The organism is Myxococcus sp. CA039A, assembly GCF_013336645.1.
Taxonomy (GTDB): domain Bacteria; phylum Myxococcota; class Myxococcia; order Myxococcales; family Myxococcaceae; genus Myxococcus; species Myxococcus llanfairpwllgwyngyllgogerychwyrndrobwllllantysiliogogogochensis.
This window is the reverse complement of sequence record NZ_JABUMQ010000257.1, coordinates 1-16,993: the sequence shown is the minus strand read 5'-3', so window position 1 is coordinate 16,993 and position 16,993 is coordinate 1. Positions and strand designations below refer to the sequence as shown.

The 16,993-nt window shown below is 69.0% G+C and carries 14 protein-coding genes and 1 pseudogene; 8 read left to right on the top strand and 7 right to left on the bottom strand.

What is annotated here, in order from left to right; all coding sequences use genetic code 11:
• The 3 genes and pseudogenes from HR086_RS33600 to ggt form a co-directional block, all read right to left on the bottom strand.
• Nucleotides 1–663, bottom strand: a pseudogene (locus HR086_RS33600) (peptidase M3); the annotation flags it as partial.
• 186 nt (nt 664–849) lie between these two features.
• On the bottom strand, nt 850–1,632 hold the full coding sequence (locus tag HR086_RS33595) for a TatD family hydrolase (RefSeq protein ID WP_174467675.1): 783 nt from the start codon (nt 1,630–1,632) through the stop codon (nt 850–852).
• Between the two features lie 4 nt (nt 1,633–1,636).
• Complete coding sequence (gene ggt, locus HR086_RS33590; protein ID WP_174467676.1) at nt 1,637–3,346, bottom strand: gamma-glutamyltransferase; 1,710 nt, start codon at nt 3,344–3,346, stop codon at nt 1,637–1,639.
• Nucleotides 3,347–3,897: 551 nt separating this feature from the next.
• Here ggt and glmU point away from each other — a divergent pair.
• Nucleotides 3,898–5,307 carry a bifunctional UDP-N-acetylglucosamine diphosphorylase/glucosamine-1-phosphate N-acetyltransferase GlmU gene (glmU, locus tag HR086_RS33585; RefSeq protein ID WP_220137960.1) on the top strand — a complete coding sequence of 470 codons (1,410 nt, stop codon included), beginning with the start codon at nt 3,898–3,900 and terminating at the stop codon, nt 5,305–5,307.
• 109 nt (nt 5,308–5,416) lie between these two features.
• Complete coding sequence (gene glmS / locus HR086_RS33580) at nt 5,417–7,252, top strand: glutamine--fructose-6-phosphate transaminase (isomerizing) (RefSeq protein WP_141649119.1); 1,836 nt, start codon at nt 5,417–5,419, stop codon at nt 7,250–7,252.
• Between the two features lie 102 nt (nt 7,253–7,354).
• Here the strand turns inward: glmS and HR086_RS33575 are convergent, their stop codons facing one another.
• The 4 genes from HR086_RS33575 to HR086_RS33560 are packed head-to-tail and all read right to left on the bottom strand — an operon-like array spanning nt 7,355 to nt 9,181.
• Nucleotides 7,355–7,618: a hypothetical protein gene (locus tag HR086_RS33575; protein ID WP_174467674.1), complete on the bottom strand. Its 264-nt coding sequence runs from the start codon at nt 7,616–7,618 to the stop codon at nt 7,355–7,357.
• Nucleotides 7,615–8,109 carry a DUF3106 domain-containing protein gene (locus HR086_RS33570; RefSeq protein WP_174467673.1) on the bottom strand — a complete coding sequence of 165 codons (495 nt, stop codon included), beginning with the start codon at nt 8,107–8,109 and terminating at the stop codon, nt 7,615–7,617. The genes HR086_RS33575 and HR086_RS33570 overlap by 4 nt, the downstream gene beginning before the upstream one ends.
• Nucleotides 8,106–8,582: an anti-sigma factor gene (locus HR086_RS33565; RefSeq protein ID WP_174467672.1), complete on the bottom strand. Its 477-nt coding sequence runs from the start codon at nt 8,580–8,582 to the stop codon at nt 8,106–8,108. The genes HR086_RS33570 and HR086_RS33565 overlap by 4 nt, the downstream gene beginning before the upstream one ends.
• On the bottom strand, nt 8,579–9,181 hold the full coding sequence (locus HR086_RS33560) for an RNA polymerase sigma factor (RefSeq protein ID WP_246137821.1): 603 nt from the start codon (nt 9,179–9,181) through the stop codon (nt 8,579–8,581). Before HR086_RS33560 ends, HR086_RS33565 begins: the two co-directional genes overlap by 4 nt.
• Nucleotides 9,182–9,265: 84 nt before the next feature.
• Between HR086_RS33560 and HR086_RS33555 the strand changes: the two genes are divergently transcribed.
• The 6 genes from HR086_RS33555 to HR086_RS33530 all read left to right on the top strand — a co-directional run.
• Nucleotides 9,266–10,039 carry a hypothetical protein gene (locus HR086_RS33555; RefSeq protein ID WP_174467671.1) on the top strand — a complete coding sequence of 258 codons (774 nt, stop codon included), beginning with the start codon at nt 9,266–9,268 and terminating at the stop codon, nt 10,037–10,039.
• 117 nt (nt 10,040–10,156) lie between these two features.
• Nucleotides 10,157–11,248 (top strand): recombinase RecA, encoded by a 1,092-nt coding sequence (gene recA / locus HR086_RS33550; RefSeq protein WP_141648877.1) that lies wholly within the window; start codon nt 10,157–10,159, stop codon nt 11,246–11,248.
• 237 nt (nt 11,249–11,485) lie between these two features.
• Nucleotides 11,486–13,642 (top strand): alkaline phosphatase, encoded by a 2,157-nt coding sequence (locus HR086_RS33545; protein ID WP_254623902.1) that lies wholly within the window; start codon nt 11,486–11,488, stop codon nt 13,640–13,642.
• Nucleotides 13,643–13,847: 205 nt separating this feature from the next.
• Nucleotides 13,848–14,012 (top strand): class I lanthipeptide, encoded by a 165-nt coding sequence (locus tag HR086_RS33540; protein WP_174454774.1) that lies wholly within the window; start codon nt 13,848–13,850, stop codon nt 14,010–14,012.
• 131 nt (nt 14,013–14,143) lie between these two features.
• Nucleotides 14,144–14,689: a GNAT family N-acetyltransferase gene (locus HR086_RS33535; protein WP_174467669.1), complete on the top strand. Its 546-nt coding sequence runs from the start codon at nt 14,144–14,146 to the stop codon at nt 14,687–14,689.
• A 45-nt stretch (nt 14,690–14,734) separates the two neighbouring features.
• Nucleotides 14,735–16,993: Tex family protein (locus HR086_RS33530; protein WP_174467668.1), on the top strand; the 2,259-nt coding region annotated here is incomplete at its 3' end.

Genomic DNA, 16,993 nt, shown 5'->3' with positions numbered 1-16,993 from the left:
GGGCGGGTGGGCGCGGACGTAGTCCTCCGGCAGGCCCGCCAGCGCTGACGGGGCCACGTCCAGGTGACGCACGTCCTCGTGGATGTGGCGGCTGAACTCCTGGCCCAGGACGATGAGCTCCTCCTGGAGCACGCGCACCCGCTCCCGCGTGGCTTCGTCCCGGTCCACGCCCGCGCGCTGGAAGCCCTTGAGCACCCGCGCCACCCAGCGACGGGTCAGCGCGTCCTGCCCCTCCAACTCCAACGAGGCCAGCACGTCGTAGACGCGGCGGTCCAACGAGATGTCCGTGCGCACCCGCTCCACGGCCTGCTCACACCGCTCCGCGGCGGCCCGGAAGGCGCCGTCCGGGTGCACGTTGGCGCCGATGCCAGACCGGCCGACCGCGTCGTCCAGGAGCGCCACGGCGTCGTCATAGGTGGTGAGCAGGGCATGGGTCGCCAGGCGCCGGGCGCCGGGCGCCGTCAGTCGCGCCACCGCGCCACGGGCCTCCTGGATGTCGCGCCGACACGCTTCCATGAAGCGCTCGGGTGTGGCGGCGAGCAGGCGGCCGGCTTCCGGCGCGGGCGCCCCCTGCGTGTCGCCCGTGCGAACGGAGGGCCGGGTCGACGCACCCCCGCACCCCACGAGCATGATGGCGGCGACGATGACGAACGTGGAACGCAAAGGGCCCTCCCGAACCGGAGTGTGAAAGCAGCGGCGGAGCCTGGGGCTTCCCCGTATGCGCTCTCGCCAATGAGGACGGATTGGGGTGTCTTTTGTTGCAAAAATTCAACCCGACTGGAGTCAGGAAGTGAATCGACCTGCCCTGAAGTGTGAGTCGGTGTGAAGGGCGGCACAGACGTGTGTGGCTCAGGTGCCCACCTGGAAGAAGCGGGCGGCGTTGTCCCGGGCGACGCGGCGCACGACGCGTTCGGAGAGGCGGGCCTTGGAGAGCAGGTTGGCCACGCGGGCCAGGCCCAGGATGTCACCGGCGCCGTCACCGGCGTCGGAGTTGAGCACCAGCCGTTCGCTGCCCAGCTTGCGCACCAGCGCGACGGCGCGCTCGGCGGCGAGTGCCTCCGGATGCAGCGTGAGACCGGCCCAGTGGCCCACTTCCAGGATGGTGCGCACGGTGCGCGCGGTGGCGTGGTCCACCAGCACGCGCGAGGGCAGCACGCCGGACTGGCGCAGCAGCATCAGGATGCGGCGCGTGTGGCGCTCCTTGTCCGCCAGGGGCGTGTGCACGACGACGCGCAGCTTGAGGCTTCGCGCCAGCGCGAGCTGCTCCAGGAAGGCCTCTTCTTCTTCCTCTCCGCCCGCGTGCAGCCCCGTCTCGCCCAGGGCGACGACGCGGCCGCCCTGGAAGTAGTCGGGCAGCGCGGAGAGGACCTCCGACAGGCCGCGCCGGGGGATGCAGCGAGGGTGGACACCCAGCGCGGCGTAGGCGCGGATGCCCACCTTCTCCAGCCGGGGGAGCTGCCGCTCCACCACGTCGTCGAAGTGGCGCAGCAGGGCCTTGGACGTGGGCTCCGGGAAGTGGTGCGCCACCACGAGCGCCCGCTCCACTCCGAAGAAACGCATCGACTCGAGGTCCTGATCGCTCAGGCCTTCCGGGTGCAGGTGCGCGTCGAAGATGGGCAGGGGCTCGGGCACGGTCTCAATCCTGTCCCAGGGAGAGGCCCTCGTTGCGCGGGTCGCTCGCGGAGAAGCGCAGTCCTGTCTTCGGGTCGATGAACACCGCCTCCGCGTCGCCCCACTGGTCCACGCGTCGCACCTTGTGCCCCTTGGCCTCCAGTGCCGACAGTGTGGCCGGCTCCAGGCCCCACTTGTCCACCCACAACTCGTCCGGCAGGTACTGGTGGTGGACGCGGCCTTCATTCACCGCGCGCGCCACGTCCATGCCGCTGTCCACCATGTTGCTGATGACCTGGATGACGGTGGTGGGGATGGTGGACCCGCCCGGGCTGCCCACCGCGAGCATGACGCGCTTGGGGTCCTCCTTGGAGAACACCAGTGTGGGCGACATGGAAGACTGGGGCACCTTGCCGGGCTGAATCGCGTTGGGCTCGCCGGTGACGAGTCCGTACGCGTTGGGCACGCCGGGCTGCGCGGCGAAGTCGTCCATCTCGTCGTTCAGCAGCACGCCGGTGCCCTTGGCGACGACGCACGAGCCGAAGCCGTAGTTCACCGTGGCCGTCAGCGCCACCGCGTTGCCCTGCTTGTCCACGACGGAGATGTGCGTGGTGTTCTTGCGCTCCGGCTCCGGCGTCAGCGTCACGGGCTTGTCCGTCAGCGTGGAGCCCTGCGTGCCCGCCGTCTGGGGCAGGAGCGCCAGGCTGGACGTCACCTTCTTCGGGTCGATGGAGCCCGCCAGGTCCGCGATGTGTCCCTTGGAGATGAGCCGCGCGGTGGGCACGTCGGCGAAGTCCGGGTCCCCCAGGTATTTGGCGCGGTCCACGTACGCGCGCCGCAACGCCTCCACGTACAGGTGCAAGGCCTCCGGGTCCCTGAAGCCGAAGCCCTGGGGCCGCAGCTGCTCCATGGCGCCCAGCACCTGGAGCACCGCCACGCCGCCCGCGCTCGGCGGAGGCATGGTGAGGATGCGGTGGCCGCGGTAGCTGCCCTCCAGCGGCTCGCGCTTGCGCGTCTTGTAGGACGCCAGGTCCTCCAGCGTGAGCACACCGCCGCCCGCCTGCACCGTGTCGACGATGCCCTTGGCCACCGCGCCCGAGTAGAAGCCCTTGGGGCCGCTCTTCGCGACGCTCGCGAGCGTGCGCGCCAGGTCCGGCTGGCGCAGCAGGTGGCCGATGGGCGGGACGACATGTTCGCCCTGCTCGTTCTTGACGAGGAAGACGCGGGTCGCCTCCGGGTCCTTGCGCAGACACTCCAGCCGGCCCTCGGCCATGCTGCGGTAGCGCGGCGTCACCCACAGGCCCTTGCGCGCCGCTTCGATGGCCGGCGCCAGGACAACGGACGGGGGCAGCGTGCCGTGCGTCTTGAGCAGCTCCAGATATCCCGCCACCGCGCCCGGCACGGCGACGGCCAGCACGCCGTCCGTGGACAGCCCCGGCACCACCTTGCCGTCCTTCAGGAACATGTCCCGCGTGGCCGCCTTGGGCGCCACCTCGCGGAAGTCCAGCACCCGCGTCGCGCCGGACTTCGCGTCATGCACCAGCGCGAAGCCGCCTCCGCCCACCCCCGAGTGGTACGGCCCGACGACCGCCGCCACGAAGGCCGCCGCCACCGCCGCGTCCACCGCGTTGCCGCCCTTGTCGAGCATCTTCAAGGCCGCTTCGCTGGCCGGCGGATACGCCGTGGCCACCGCGCCACCCCGGTACGGCCGCGCCGCGTGCGCCACACACGCCATCAATACGAGCGCCACCGCCAGCCCTCGCACCGTCGCCTCCAGCACCCTCGCGCTCGTGCGCGGGGCTTGCTTCTCGAAGCTCGTGTCGTTCACGGGAAAGTCCCCTCCTGGGGGCGCAATCAATACCTTGTGGCTGGCCTTCGTCGCGGATGTTGTGTTACCCGGCGGACACTCACCCACACCTGGGGGCCGGGACTCGGGGGCGCCGCACCGACTACACCTCTCCCGGTATGCACGAACTGTCCGCACCGGACCATGATTTCAACTCAGCAACAATTTTCCTCTTGGATTGTTTTTCAAGAGGGTGCATCCTTCCCCGGTCATGAGTCGCGACTGGGGGAGCAAATGAGCGCACCGGTCACACCTGAGAAACCGACCCGGTCCGGGTCTGTTCCGCCCTCGGGGCGGGTCACGCTCTTTCTCAAGCCGAGCTTCGGAATCACGGTGAAGAGCAACGCGCTGTGCGTGGCCGTGAGCGCGAAGCCGCGACCTGACAACACCTCCGAGACTTCGGAGCCTCGCGCGGTTGACGACTCGATTCCCTGTCCCTAATTCTCCGCCGCATGACAGCTCTGTCGGCGGTGGTGTTGTGTGCGGGCAAGGGCACGCGGATGAAGTCGAAGAAGGCGAAAGTCCTTCACGCCATCCTCGGAAAGCCCCTGTGCGCATATCCCCTCAAGCGAGCGCTCGAGCTTGGCGCCTCCACGGTGGTGCCCGTCGTGGGCCATCAATCGGAGAGCGTGGAGAAGGAAGTCCGGGCGTTGTTTCCGGACGCGCCCCTGCGCTTCGCGCTCCAGCGTGAGCAGCGCGGGACGGCGGACGCGGTGCGCTCGGCGGAAGAGGCCCTGAAGGGGTTCTCCGGCCGGGTCCTCATCCTGTACGGGGATGTGCCCCTGCTCCGTCGGGAGACGCTGGCGGCGCTGCTCGCCGCGCACGACGAGGCGGGCGGGGTGCTGGCAATGGTGACGACGATGCTCGACGACCCCACCGGCTACGGCCGCGTCCTTCGCGAGGGGGGCCGGGTGGTGCGGGTGGTGGAGCAGAAGGACGCCACCGCCGAGCAGCGCGCGGTGAAGGAGTGCAACGCGGGCATCTACTCCGTCGACGCGGCCTTCCTCTGGAAGGCGCTGGCCGAAATCAAACCGAACAATGCGCAGGGCGAGTACTACCTGACGGACCTGGTGGAACTCGCCTCGAAGCAGGGGCGCGTGGGCACCGTGGACGTGGACGCCACGGAGACCGCGGGCGTGAATGACAAGGTGGAGCTGGCGGCGCGGGCGCGGGTGCTCCAGCGCCGCATCAACGAGGCGCACATGCGCGCCGGCGTTACCCTGTTGGACCCCGACACGACCTTCATCGAAGAGGACGTGGTGGTGGGCGCCGACAGCGAGGTGGGCCCCGGGGTGGTGCTGACGGCGGGCACCGTGGTGGGGGAGAACGTCACCATCGGCCCCGGCTGTGTGGTGAGCGCCTCCACCGTGGCGGACGGCTCCGTGCTCAAGCCCTACTCCGTGTTGGAGGAGGCGAAGGTCGGCGTGCGGAACGTCATTGGCCCGTTCGCTCGCCTGCGTCCCGGGACGGAGCTGGCCGAGGATGTGCATCTGGGTAACTTCGTGGAAACGAAGAAGGCGCAGATCGGCAAGGGGACCAAGGCCAACCACCTGACTTATCTGGGTGACGCCAAGATTGGCGCGGGCTGCAACGTGGGCGCGGGCACCATCACCTGTAACTATGACGGGGTGAACAAGAGCCTCACGGAGCTGGGAGACGGCGTCTTCATCGGCTCCGACACGCAGCTCGTCGCTCCCGTGAAGGTGGGGGACGGCGCCTACGTGGGGGCGGGCACCACGGTGACGAAAAATGTGCCGCCCGGCAGCCTCGCTGTGTCACGCGCGCCACAGGTGACGAAGGAAGGCTGGGTGGCCGCGAAGAAGGCGCGCCGCGCGGCGAAGGGCGGTTGAGCGCGGGCGTGGCTCTTGCTTGGGGAGCGGCCTGACAGCCACTCCCAGAGAAGTATGGGTATCCCTCGGTTTGCTCCGGCGGGCGTGGGCGTGAGAGAGAGGTCTGAATATGTGCGGGATTGTTGGTTACGTCGGTGACAAGGAATCGGCTCCCATCCTGGTGTCCGGGCTCAAGAAGCTCGAGTACCGGGGGTATGACTCGGCGGGCGTCGCGGTGGTCAATCGCAACCAGCTCAACGTGGTGCGCGCCACGGGGAAGCTGCGCAACCTGGAGAACCGGGTGGTGGCGGACCAGCCGCAAGGCAACATCGGCATTGGCCACACCCGTTGGGCCACGCACGGCCGTCCCTCGGACGAGAACGCGCACCCGCACACGTACAAGAACGTCGCGGTGGTCCACAACGGCATCATCGAGAACCACCTGTCACTGAAGGCGCAGCTTCGCGCCAAGGGCCACGTGTTCTCGTCGGAGACGGACACGGAGGTCTTCGCCCACCTCATCTCGGATGAGCTGGAGGCCGGCAAGGAGCTGCCGGACGCGGTGCGCGGGGCCATTGACCAGGTGAAGGGCACGTACGCGCTGGCGGTGGTGAGCGCGACGGACCCCCACCGCATCGTCTGCACGAAGAACGCGTCGCCCATGGTGCTGGGGCTGAGCGAGGGGCAGAACTTCATCGCCAGCGACGTGCCCGCGGTGCTCGAGCACACGCGCGACATCGTCTACATGGAGGAGGGTGACCTGGCCATCGTCACCGCCGCCAAGGTGGACATCTTCAACCGCCAGGGTCAGCCGGTGAACCGCGCCACCCGCCGCATCGACTGGACGCCGATGATGGCGGAGAAGGGCGGCTACAAGCACTTCATGCACAAGGAGATCTGGGAGCAGCCCCGCGCCGTCGCGGACACGCTGCGCGGCCGGATGCTCCTGACCGAGGGCGACGTCCACTTCGAGGGCTGGAACATGACGCCCGAGAAGGTCCGCTCGCTGACGAAAATCACCATCCTGGCGTGCGGCACGTCGTGGCACTCGGGCGTGGCCGGCAAGCACATGATTGAGACGCTGGCGCGGCTCCCGGTGGAAGTGGAGCTGGCGAGCGAGTTCCGCTACCGCGACCCGATTGTCGAGTCCTCACACCTGGCCATCGCCATCAGCCAGTCGGGTGAGACGGCGGACACGCTGGCGGCGTTCAAGGAGGCCAAGGCGCGCGGGGCCACGGCGATGGCCATCTGCAACGTCATTGGCAGCGCGATGACGCGTGAGGCGGAGTTCTCCGTCCTCACCAACGCCGGTCCGGAGATTGGCGTCGCGTCCACCAAGGCGTTCACCACGCAGCTGGTCGCTCTCTACCTGCTGGCGGTGAAGCTGGGCCGCATGCGCGGCACGCTGTCCGTGGCGGCGGCGCAGGAGCACCTCACCCATCTGACGGAAATCCCGAAGATGATTGAAGAGGTGCTCAAGTGCGAGCCGGCCGTGAAGCGCGTGGCCCGTGAGTTCATGAACTCGCAGGACTTCCTCTTCCTCGGCCGCGGCCCCATGCACCCGGTGGCGCTGGAGGGCGCGCTGAAGCTGAAGGAGATTTCGTACATCCACGCGGAGGGCTACGCGGGTGGCGAGATGAAGCACGGCCCGATTGCGCTCATCGACGAGAAGATGCCGGTGGTGGTCATCGCGCCGAAGAAGCCGCACGTGGCCTACGAGAAGATCATCGGCAACATCGAGGAGGTCCGCGCGCGCGGCGGCAAGGTCATCGCCGTCATCGACGAGGACGACGACCAGGTGGGCGGGCTCGCCGACCACGTCATCCGGGTTCCGGCGGCGTGCGCGCTGCTCGCGCCCGTGATTGCCACCATTCCGCTCCAGCTCCTCGCGTACCACGTGGCGGAGATGCGCGGGAATGACGTGGACCAGCCGCGCAACCTCGCCAAGAGCGTGACGGTGGAGTAGCCGCCGCTCGAGCGTCCCTGACGTACGCGAAGCCCGGGTTCCCCTCGAGGGAGCTCGGGCTTTCGTCGTTCTCGGGAGGACTTCGTGCCGCGCGGGGAGCGCTCAGTCCTGCTGGGCCAGCTCCATCAGCAGCTCCAGGTCCTCGGCGGCGTCCATGCTCTCCAGCAGCTCCAGGTTCTCCACCACCTCGCGGTCCTCCTCTGACAGGACTGTCGCGGGTCGGGTGGGCTCACGCGACGGCGTCCTGGCGGGGACCGGGGGGAGGGGAGCTTCCTCGGTGCGAGGAGTCTCCGACGGGCTCGCGCCAAGAGCCACCGGGGCCGCCACGAGCGCCATGAACAACACGAGCGGCGAGGCGGGGCTCACCGGCGCCGCCTCTCGCGCACGCGCTCTCGCATCTCCTGGCGTTGCTCGGGCGTCATCTGCCGCCAGCGGCGCATGTTCTCCATGAGCTGCTCGCGCCGCTCCGGGTTCTCCCGCAGGTAGGCCTTCATCCGCTGGCGCATCGCGGCGCGCCGCTCCGGGTCCATCTTCCTCAGCTCGCGCGCCTGCTCACGCAGGGCCTGCCGTTCGGCGACGTTGAGCTTGCGCAGCTCCCGCTGGTTGGCGCGCAGCCGCTCGCGCTCCTCGGGGGGCAGTTTGCGCCAGCGCTCCAGGTTGCCCCGGATGCGCGTCTGCTCGTCCTTCGGCAGCGACTTGAACTCGCGCAGCTTTCCGCGCAGCGCTTGCTTCTGCTCCGGCGTCATCTTCTCGAAGCGCTCGGCCGCCGTCGCCGGCCGCTCCGTCTCCGCGCGCGCGCCCACACCCGTCAGCAGCGCCACCATCAGGCCCAGCGCCATCCACGTCCGGCCCGTCATTGCGCCGCCTCCAGTTCGTGGAGGCTCGCGACGACCTCCAGGTCCTCGGGGCTGTCGAGCCCCAACAGCTCGTAGTCCTCGACCAGCTCCAGGTTCGCCGCCAGCTCCATCACCGCCGGGTCCTCCAGCTCCTCGGGTGCCTCGGGGCCCGGCCCCACCACCACCAGCGCCAGCCCCACCGCCACGGCCAGCCCCGCGGAGGGCACCAGCACCGCCGGGCGCAGCAACGTCCGCAGCCGCTCCCACCACGGCACCGGCAGCGCATCCAGCTTCGCCAGCACCGCGCGCCTCGTGTCCGCCGACGGCACGAAGTCCGGCAACTCCGCAACCCTTGCCACCGTGTGGCGCAGGAGCGCCTCCGTCGCGCGGCACCCGGTGCAGCCGACCAGGTGGGATGCGACTTGCTCGCGGCGGGCCGCGGGCAGCTCGCCGTCCACGTAGGCCGTGAGGTCTTCCTCGAAATGACAGCTCATGCCCTGCTCCTCGCGGGCACGGTGCCCGCCTGCAGCTCTTCAATCCTGCGCGCCACCGCCAGCGTCGCCCGGTGGATGAGGCTCTTCACGGCGGACTCGCTCGCCTCCAGCGCCTCCGCGATGTCCCGGTAGGCCATGCCCTCGAAGCGGCACATGGTGAAGGCCGCGCGCTCCCGGTCACTCATGTCGCGGAGCGCGTCGCCCACCGCCTGCTCCAGCTCCCGTCCCGCCAGCGCCTGGTCCGGCCTGTCGCCGTCCGGCCCCGCCATCTCCACGCCTCCGGTCTCCTCGCCGTCCGGCGCCTCGGTGGACGTGTGGGCCACGCGGTACTCCCCGCGCCGTACTTCGTTGAGGCAGTGATTGGTGGCCACCCGGAACAGGAACGTCTTGAAGCGCGCCGTGGGCTGGTACGCCTTCGCGTTGCGGTAGAGCTTCACGAAGATGTCCTGCGTCAGCTCCTCCGCGCGCTCCCTGTCTCCCACGAAGCGGAAGGCGAAACGCGCCACGCTCGCATGGTAGCGGTCGAACAGCCAGGCGAACGCCCGACGGTCCCCCGCGGCCACCTTCAGCATCGCCTGTGCGTCCGAATCCACGTCCACGGTCGACTTCAACCCCGTTACCCGCAAGAAGTTGCGGACACCGTCTCTTTGAACCGCGCGGGCCTCCGTGGATACAGTCTCCCCGTGTCGGACGCCACGCGCACACATCCACCCAGCTCCAGACCCGAGGAGGGCGCGGACGAGGAGCGTCTGGCGGACCTCGCCGCCTGGGCACCTCCTCCGTCAGAGGCGGCCGGACGGCCCACGCCTCCGGTGGAGCTGCCCCTGCCGGTGCTGGTGCGGGTGGAGCAGGCCGTGGGGGCCTCCCAGGCGGAGCGGCCCGAGGCGGCCGCGCGCCTCAATGAAGTCCTGAAGCAGTTGGGGACCGGCGGCGGGGAGCGGCAGGTGGCGGACACCCTGCACCGGCTGCTCGACGGCGGAAGGCTGGACGGACTGGTGGACGCCGACGGGCGCTCCTGCCGCGCGGTGGCGGTGGAGGCGCTCCTGTCCCTGGGCTTTCCCTACGCCCTGGAAGTCGAGCCCGACGACCTCAAGCACCTGCGCGCCAACACCGCGGCCCGGCCCGGCGGCCGCAAGAGCGTCTTCGATTTCGGGGCCGGAGTGCCCGCCACCGTGCTCACCGGCGGGCTGCTGGCCCAGGTCCTCGAGGAGCTGCTGCGGCCGGGCATCGTCGAAGGCACGGTGACCTTGCAGGTGGGCCTGAGCGTGATGGCGATGATGGCCTTGTGGCTTGCCCCGCCTCGCAGTCCCGTGTACCGGCTGGGCCTGGGCCTGCTGGCCCTCGTGTCGGGCTACGGGCTGCTGTTGGCCCTGGGGTCGGCCGGCCACGCCGGGGGGCTGTGGGCAGGTGTGGCAGGCGCGGTCGCCGTCCTCCTGGCTGCCCTCCGCGAGAGCTAGCTGACCGACAGGATGCAACACGGATGTCAGAGGGGTGGACTAGGGTCTACCCATCGCGTACTAAAAGCGCGTTCAGGTGAGCCGGGGTGGCTCGCCAATACAAGGAGCTCAAGTCAAATGGCCGTGAATCAGGAGAAGGAAAAGGCGATCGAGCTGGCGATGTCCGCGGTGGAGCGCCAGTTCGGTAAGGGTTCGATCATGCGGCTCGGCAACGACGAGCCGCTGATGCACGACGTGCAGGCCATTTCGACGGGCTCGATTTCCTTGGACATCGCCTTGGGCGTGGGCGGCGTGCCGAAGGGCCGAATCATCGAGATTTTCGGACCGGAGTCCTCCGGCAAGACGACGCTGTGTCTCCACATCGTCGCGGAGGCGCAGAAGCGCGGTGGCATCTGCGGCTACGTGGACGCGGAGCACGCGCTGGACGTGGGCTATGCGCGCAAGCTGGGCGTGCGCACCGACGACCTGCTCCTGAGCCAGCCGGACACCGGTGAGCAGGCGCTCGAAATCGCGGAGATGCTGGTGCGCTCGGGCGCCATCGACGTGCTGGTGGTGGACTCGGTGGCCGCGCTCGTCCCCAAGGCGGAGCTCGAGGGCGAGATGGGCGACGCGCACATGGGCGTGCAGGCGCGCCTCATGAGCCAGGCGCTGCGCAAGCTCACGGGCACCATCTCCAAGAGCCAGACGTGCGTCATCTTCATCAACCAGATTCGCATGAAGATTGGCGTGATGTTCGGCAACCCGGAGACGACGACGGGCGGCAACGCGCTGAAGTTCTACGCGTCGCAGCGCATGGACATCCGCCGCATCGGCGCCATCAAGAACGGCGATAACGTGGTGGGCAGCCGCACCCGCGTGAAGGTCGTGAAGAACAAGGTGGCCCCTCCGTTCAAGGAGGTCGAGTTCGACATCATGTACGGCTCGGGCATCTCCCGTGAGGGCGACCTCATCGACCTGGCCTCCAACGACAACATCGTGGAGAAGAGCGGCAGCTGGTTCTCCTTCAATGGAGAGCGCATCGGCCAGGGCCGTGAGAACGCGAAGGACTACCTGCGGGAGCACCCGGAGGTGGCGAAGGAGATTGAGGCGCGCGTGCTGGAGAAGTACGGCATCGCGAAGGGCCCGGGCGCCGCCGCCGCTCCCGCCGCGGAGGAGGCTCCCGCCGAGGCCACCACCGAGAAGCGCCCGCGCGTGAAGGCCGTGAAGTGAGTCGGTGACGGCGGCTCCTCGCGAGCCGCCTCTCGACACGCCGTTCGGGGCTGTCCTCTCCAGTCGAGGGCAGCCCCGTCGTGTTTCATGCGGGCCGCGTGAGTCGCGTGCGTCGCGGAGTGCTGACACGGTGCGTTGTGTCGGAGGCGTGGCGGGGATGTTTCCGGAGTGATGGACGAGGGCCGTAGACTCGCGCGCGCTGGTCCTTCACCCGCGCTCCATTTCGGGAGTCCCGCCTTGTTCGACAGATTGAAGCGTCGCAGCTTCCTGCAGGCCGTGGTTGCCGTCGCGGCAAGCACCTCATTCGGCTGTTCCGACGACGACACGCAGACCCATGACGGTGCGAAGTACTTCCCTCAGTCCATCTGTTCGGGAGATCCGCGTCCGGACAGCGTGGTGTTGTGGGTGCGCGCGGTGAACCCCGACAACGCGGGCGCGGATGCGCCGGTGCGGCTGGAGGTGTCGACGAGCGAGAGCTTCTCGAGCCTGGTGTTGGACAGGAGCTTCACGGCGCTGGTGGCGAATGACCATGCGCTGAAGGTGAAGGTGACGAACCTGTCGCCGCGCACGACGTACTACTACCGCTTCACCTTCGAGACGGGCGGGCAGAAGTACACGACGGCGACGGGCCGCACCCGCACGGCGCCGGCGGCCGGGGATGACGTGGCGGTGAAGTTCGCCTTCGCCAGCTGCCAGGACTACATCGGCCGTTACTACAACGCGTGGCAGCGGCTGCTGCAGCTCGACGAGGACCTGGACTTCGTCGTGTTCCTGGGTGACTACGTCTACGAGACGACGGGCGACCCGTCCTTCCAGTCGGGCGGCGACACCCGGACGGTGAAGTTCAGCGAGCCGGAGAAGGCGCTGAAGGTGGGCACGGGGCTGAGGGCCTTCTTCGCGGCCAACTCGCTGTCCAACTACCGCGACCTCTACAAGACGCTGCGCACGGACAAAATCATCCAGAAGGTCCACGAGCGCTACCCGTTCATCGTCATCTGGGACGACCATGAGTTCTCCGACGACAGCTGGGGGCCCAACGCGACGTACCTGGATGGGCGCGCGTCGGAGCTGCAGTTGGAGCGCAAGCAGAACTCGGAGCGGGCCTTCTTCGAGTACATCCCGCTGGACAACACGAACTCGGCGGAGGGCGCCATGGACCCGGCGGCCGCGCCGGTGTACCCGAACACGCGCGTCTACCGTGACTTCGAGTTCGGCAAGGCGCTGAAGCTGGCGGTGGCCGACTACCGCACCTTCCGTCCGGACCACCTCATCCCCGAGGACGCGTACCCGGGCCGGGTGGCGGTGCCCGCGCAGCTGCTGGCCGTGGCGCTGCCGAACCTGCCCGCGCCGGTGCAGGCGCTGCTCCAGTCGGAGACGTTCGCCTACGTGGACATCGACGCGGCGGAGCACGCCGTGCAGAAGGCGGTGTTGCAGGGCGCGTACGTGCAGCAGGCGATGGGCGCGGGCCTCACCCAGGCGGAGGCCACGGAGAAGGCCGGGTCATGGGTGAAGGGCGGCCAGTCGCTCTTCTACGTCAACCAGGTGCTGACGGCGGTGAACACCGCGCGTGTGGCGGCGCAGCAGCCGGCGATTCCGCTGCTCTCCGCGACGGGCGCGCCCCGGGGGCTGGCCTACGTGCACATGGGCAAGGCGGGCCTGTTCGGCATCCAGGGCTCGCGCTACATCGTGGTGAAGCCCATCTATGACTTGTTCTCGCGCCTCACCTATGGGGCCTCGCAGGGCGCCACGGAGGACGTGCTCGGCCAGGCGCAGCAGGCGTGGCTCCAGACGCAGCTGCAGTCGACCAACACCTGGAAGATTGTCGTCAGCTCCGTGTCGATGACGTCCATGGTGTTCGACCTGTCCGACAAGCCGGACATCGGTGAAGCGACGCTGCGTCAGGCGTTCTACTTCAGCGTGGACCAGTGGGACGGCTTCCCCACGAAGAAGGAGGAGCTGCTGGCGTTCGTCCGGGCGAACCAGGTGAAGAACGCGATGTTCATCTCCGGCGACATCCACGCGTCGTTCGCGTCGGAGGAGTCGGGCGTGCCCACACTGACTGCGCCCGCGATTACCTCCGGCTCCATCAAGGAGCTGGCGGGTCTGGCCGTCTTCGGCGCGGGCTACTCGCCCAACAGCCCCATCTACAAGTACGTCGTCACGCAGTTGAACGATTCGCTCATGGCCTCCAACCCGGGCATGCGCTACGTCAATGGTGACGAGCACGGCTTCGTGGTGATGGAGCTCAAGGGCACGCAGGCGCTGGCCTCCTACCACCTCATCCCCAGCTCCGAGGTGGCCAAGGACTACTCGTTCAAGACGGACAGCGAGCTCGCGGCGAAGTTCACGCGCGTGGACTTCCGCATCGAGAACGGGACGATTACCAAACTCTGATGACGTGACACTCGCTCTCGCCACGCGAGGGGGGGACGAGGGCCGCGCCGAGAGCCAGGACGCTCCGGTGGCGGCCCTCGCCGCGTCTCGGGCGTGAGTGTCTTCGCACCCAGGTGTGCGGGATTCGGCGTCCGTCTAACCTGACGAATGGCCGAGCCAGGGGGCTCGGTGCGGTGTGTTGCATTCACCAGGACTCGGAGACGCCATGACTGCGCAAAGCATCAAGAAGCTGTCGCTGAAGAAGGAGACCCTTCGCACCCTGGACGTGAATCAGCTGGGGCAGCTCGAGGGGGCGGTGGGCGGGACTACGCCTGCCATCACCATCCCCGTCATCATCATCGCCACCATCATCGCCTCAAACGCCGACTGACGTCGGCGTGACTCCGTAGGGCCCTTCGAGGCACGAGCGCCGCTGGCCTTGAGGTCGGCGGCTCTCCGGCGGAGCGAGGGGCGCTGCCGCGGAGGCAGTCCTCCGAGGTGGAACGCGTTAGAAGTCGGGCCATGACGACTGGCTCCTCGGCTTCGGACCTCCTCCTCGTTCCCGCCCGGCCCGAGCATGTGGACTTCTGGATGTCGCTGCGCGCGGAAGCCGCCGCGCGGCGCTACGTGGACACCGAGGAGGACTCGCCGGAGACGCTGGTGAAGCGCATCCTGGAGGCGAGCTCGCTGGAGGAGCCTCGGGCGAAGGGGTTTCGCTGGTTCGTGCGGTACCAGGACGCGTGGGTGGGCACGGTGTCCGCTCGGGACGTGTCCCGGGAGCATGGTCGGGCGCAGCTGGGCTACATGTTGTCGGAGGCGTACCACGGGCGCGGGTTGGGCTCGCGCGCGGTGGGGATGATGCTGGAGCGCCTCTTCACCTTGCCCTTCCTGGAGCGGGTGTGGCTGACGACGCTGTCGGAGAACCTGGCGTCCCAGGGCGTGGCGCGCAAGCTGGGCTTCACGCTGGAGGGGACGATGCGCGGGCACTGCATGCTGCGCGGGGAGCGCAAGGACCAGCAATACTGGGGACTGTTGCGCTCTGAGTGGGAGTCCCGACAGCGCGGGTGACGTGCGCTGGGAGCCGCGTGGGGACCGGGTTATAGAAGGGGCGTCATGCACGCCTACGCCGCTGAGTTGTCGCAGGAGCTGGGGCTCCGGCCCGAGCAGGTGGACCGCACCCTGGCGCTGAACGCCGACGGAGCCACCGTTCCCTTCATCGCGCGCTATCGCAAGGAAGTCACGGGAGGGCTGGACGAGGTTCAAATCCAGACCATCCTCGACAAGGCCTCCGAGCGCACCGAGCTGGACTCGCGCCGCGACACGATTCTGCGCTCCGTGGAGGAGCAGGGGAAGCTGACGCCGGAGCTGGCGAAGGCACTCAAGGCGGCCAAGACGCGCACCGAGCTGGAGGACCTGTACCTGCCGTACAAACCCAAGCGCCGCACGCGCGCGGCCATCGCTCGGGAGAAGGGGCTGGAGCCCCTGGCGGACCTCCTGTGGAAGCAGGAGGGGAAGCGGGGCGAGGACGCGGACGCGAAGGTGCGGCCCTTCGTCAACGCGGAGAAGGAGGTGCCGGACCTGGCGGCGGCGCTCGCGGGCGCGCGCGACATCTGCGCGGAGCGGGTGAGCGAGGACGCGGGTCTGCGCCGCGCGACGCGCGAGGTGTGCGCGAAGCGGGGCACGCTGCGCTCGGATGTGGTGTCCGCGAAGAAGAACGAGCCCACCAAGTTCGAGAACTACTACGGCCACGAGGAGCCCCTGTCCCAGGCCCCGTCGCACCGCGTGCTGGCGCTCTTGCGCGGTGAGGAGGAGGGCGTGTTGAAGGTGAAGCTCAACATGCCGGATGACGAGGTGAAGGCGCTGCTCGGTGGGCGCGTGGTGACGAAGCCACAGTCCCTCTTCGCCTCGGAGCTGCGCGCCGCGGTGGATGACAGCTGGGAGCGGCTGTTGGGGCCGTCGTTGGAGTCGGAGCTGCGCGCGGAGCTGAAGGAGCGCGCGGACAAGGGCGCCATTGGCGTCTTCGGGGAGAACCTGCGGCACCTGCTGCTCACCGCTCCGGCGGGGGCGCGCGCGGTGCTCGCGTTGGACCCGGGCCTGCGCACGGGAATCAAACTGGCCATGCTGGACAACACGGGCAGCGTAGCGGAGACGGTGACGCTCTACTCGGAGCGCGGAGCGGACGAGCGGGTGCGCGCGGCGAAGCTGCTGTCTGCCGTGGTGCAGAAGCACAAGCCGGAGCTCATCGCGGTAGGCAACGGGACGGGCAGCCGCGAGGCGGAGACCTTCGTTCGCGACACGCTGAAGGCCCTGGGCTCGCAGGTGCCGGTGGTGTCGGTGAGCGAGCAGGGCGCGTCCATCTACTCGGCGTCCGAGGTGGCCCGTGACGAGTTCCCGGAAATGGACGTCAGCCTGCGGGGCGCGGTGTCCATTGGCCGGCGCTTGCAGGACCCGCTCGCGGAGCTGGTGAAGATAGACCCGAAGAGCATCGGCGTCGGGCAGTACCAGCACGACGTGGACCAGGGGCTCTTGAAGAAGAAGCTGGGCGAGGTGGTGGACTCGTGCGTGAACGCGGTGGGCGTGGATGTGAACACCGCCTCACCGCAGCTGTTGGAGCACGTGTCCGGCGTGGGCCCGTCGCTGGCGAAGAAGCTGGTGGCGCACCGGGCCTCGAAGGGGCGCTTCACCACGCGGCGGGAGTTGCTGAAGGTGAGCGGCCTGGGGCCGAAGACGTTCGAACAGGCGGCGGGCTTCCTGCGCGTGCGAGGGCCGGAGCCGCTGGACTCGAGCGCGGTGCATCCGGAGCGCTACTCGGTGGTGGAGCGCATGGCGAAGGACCTGGGCGTGGAGGTGGGCTCGCTCGTGGGGAACGCCGCGCTGGTGCGGAAAATCGACCCCAAGCGCTACCTGGGCCCGGACCTGGGAGAGCTGACGCTGAAGGACATCCTCGCGGAGCTGGAGAAGCCGAGCAGGGACCCTCGCGGCGACTTCACCGCGCCGGTGATGCGGGACGACCTGCGCACGCTGGAGGACGTGAAGGAGGGCATGGTGCTCCAGGGTGTGGTGACGAACGTCACCGCGTTCGGCGCCTTCGTGGACGTGGGCGTGCACCAGGATGGCCTTGTCCACGTGTCCCAGATTTCGACGAAGTTCGTGAAGGACCCCTCCGAGGTGGTGAAGGTGGGGGACCGGCTGACGGTGCGTGTGCTCACCGTGGATTTGCAGCGCAAGCGACTGGCGCTGTCCGTGCGCGCGGCGCAGGAGGGCGGCACGCCGCAGCCTTCGGGCCGACCCGCCGTGGGTGGCGCGTCGGGCGCGGGGCGGATGACGGACCGGGGCGGAGAACGGCCCTCGGGCCCTGGTGGCGGAGGGAAG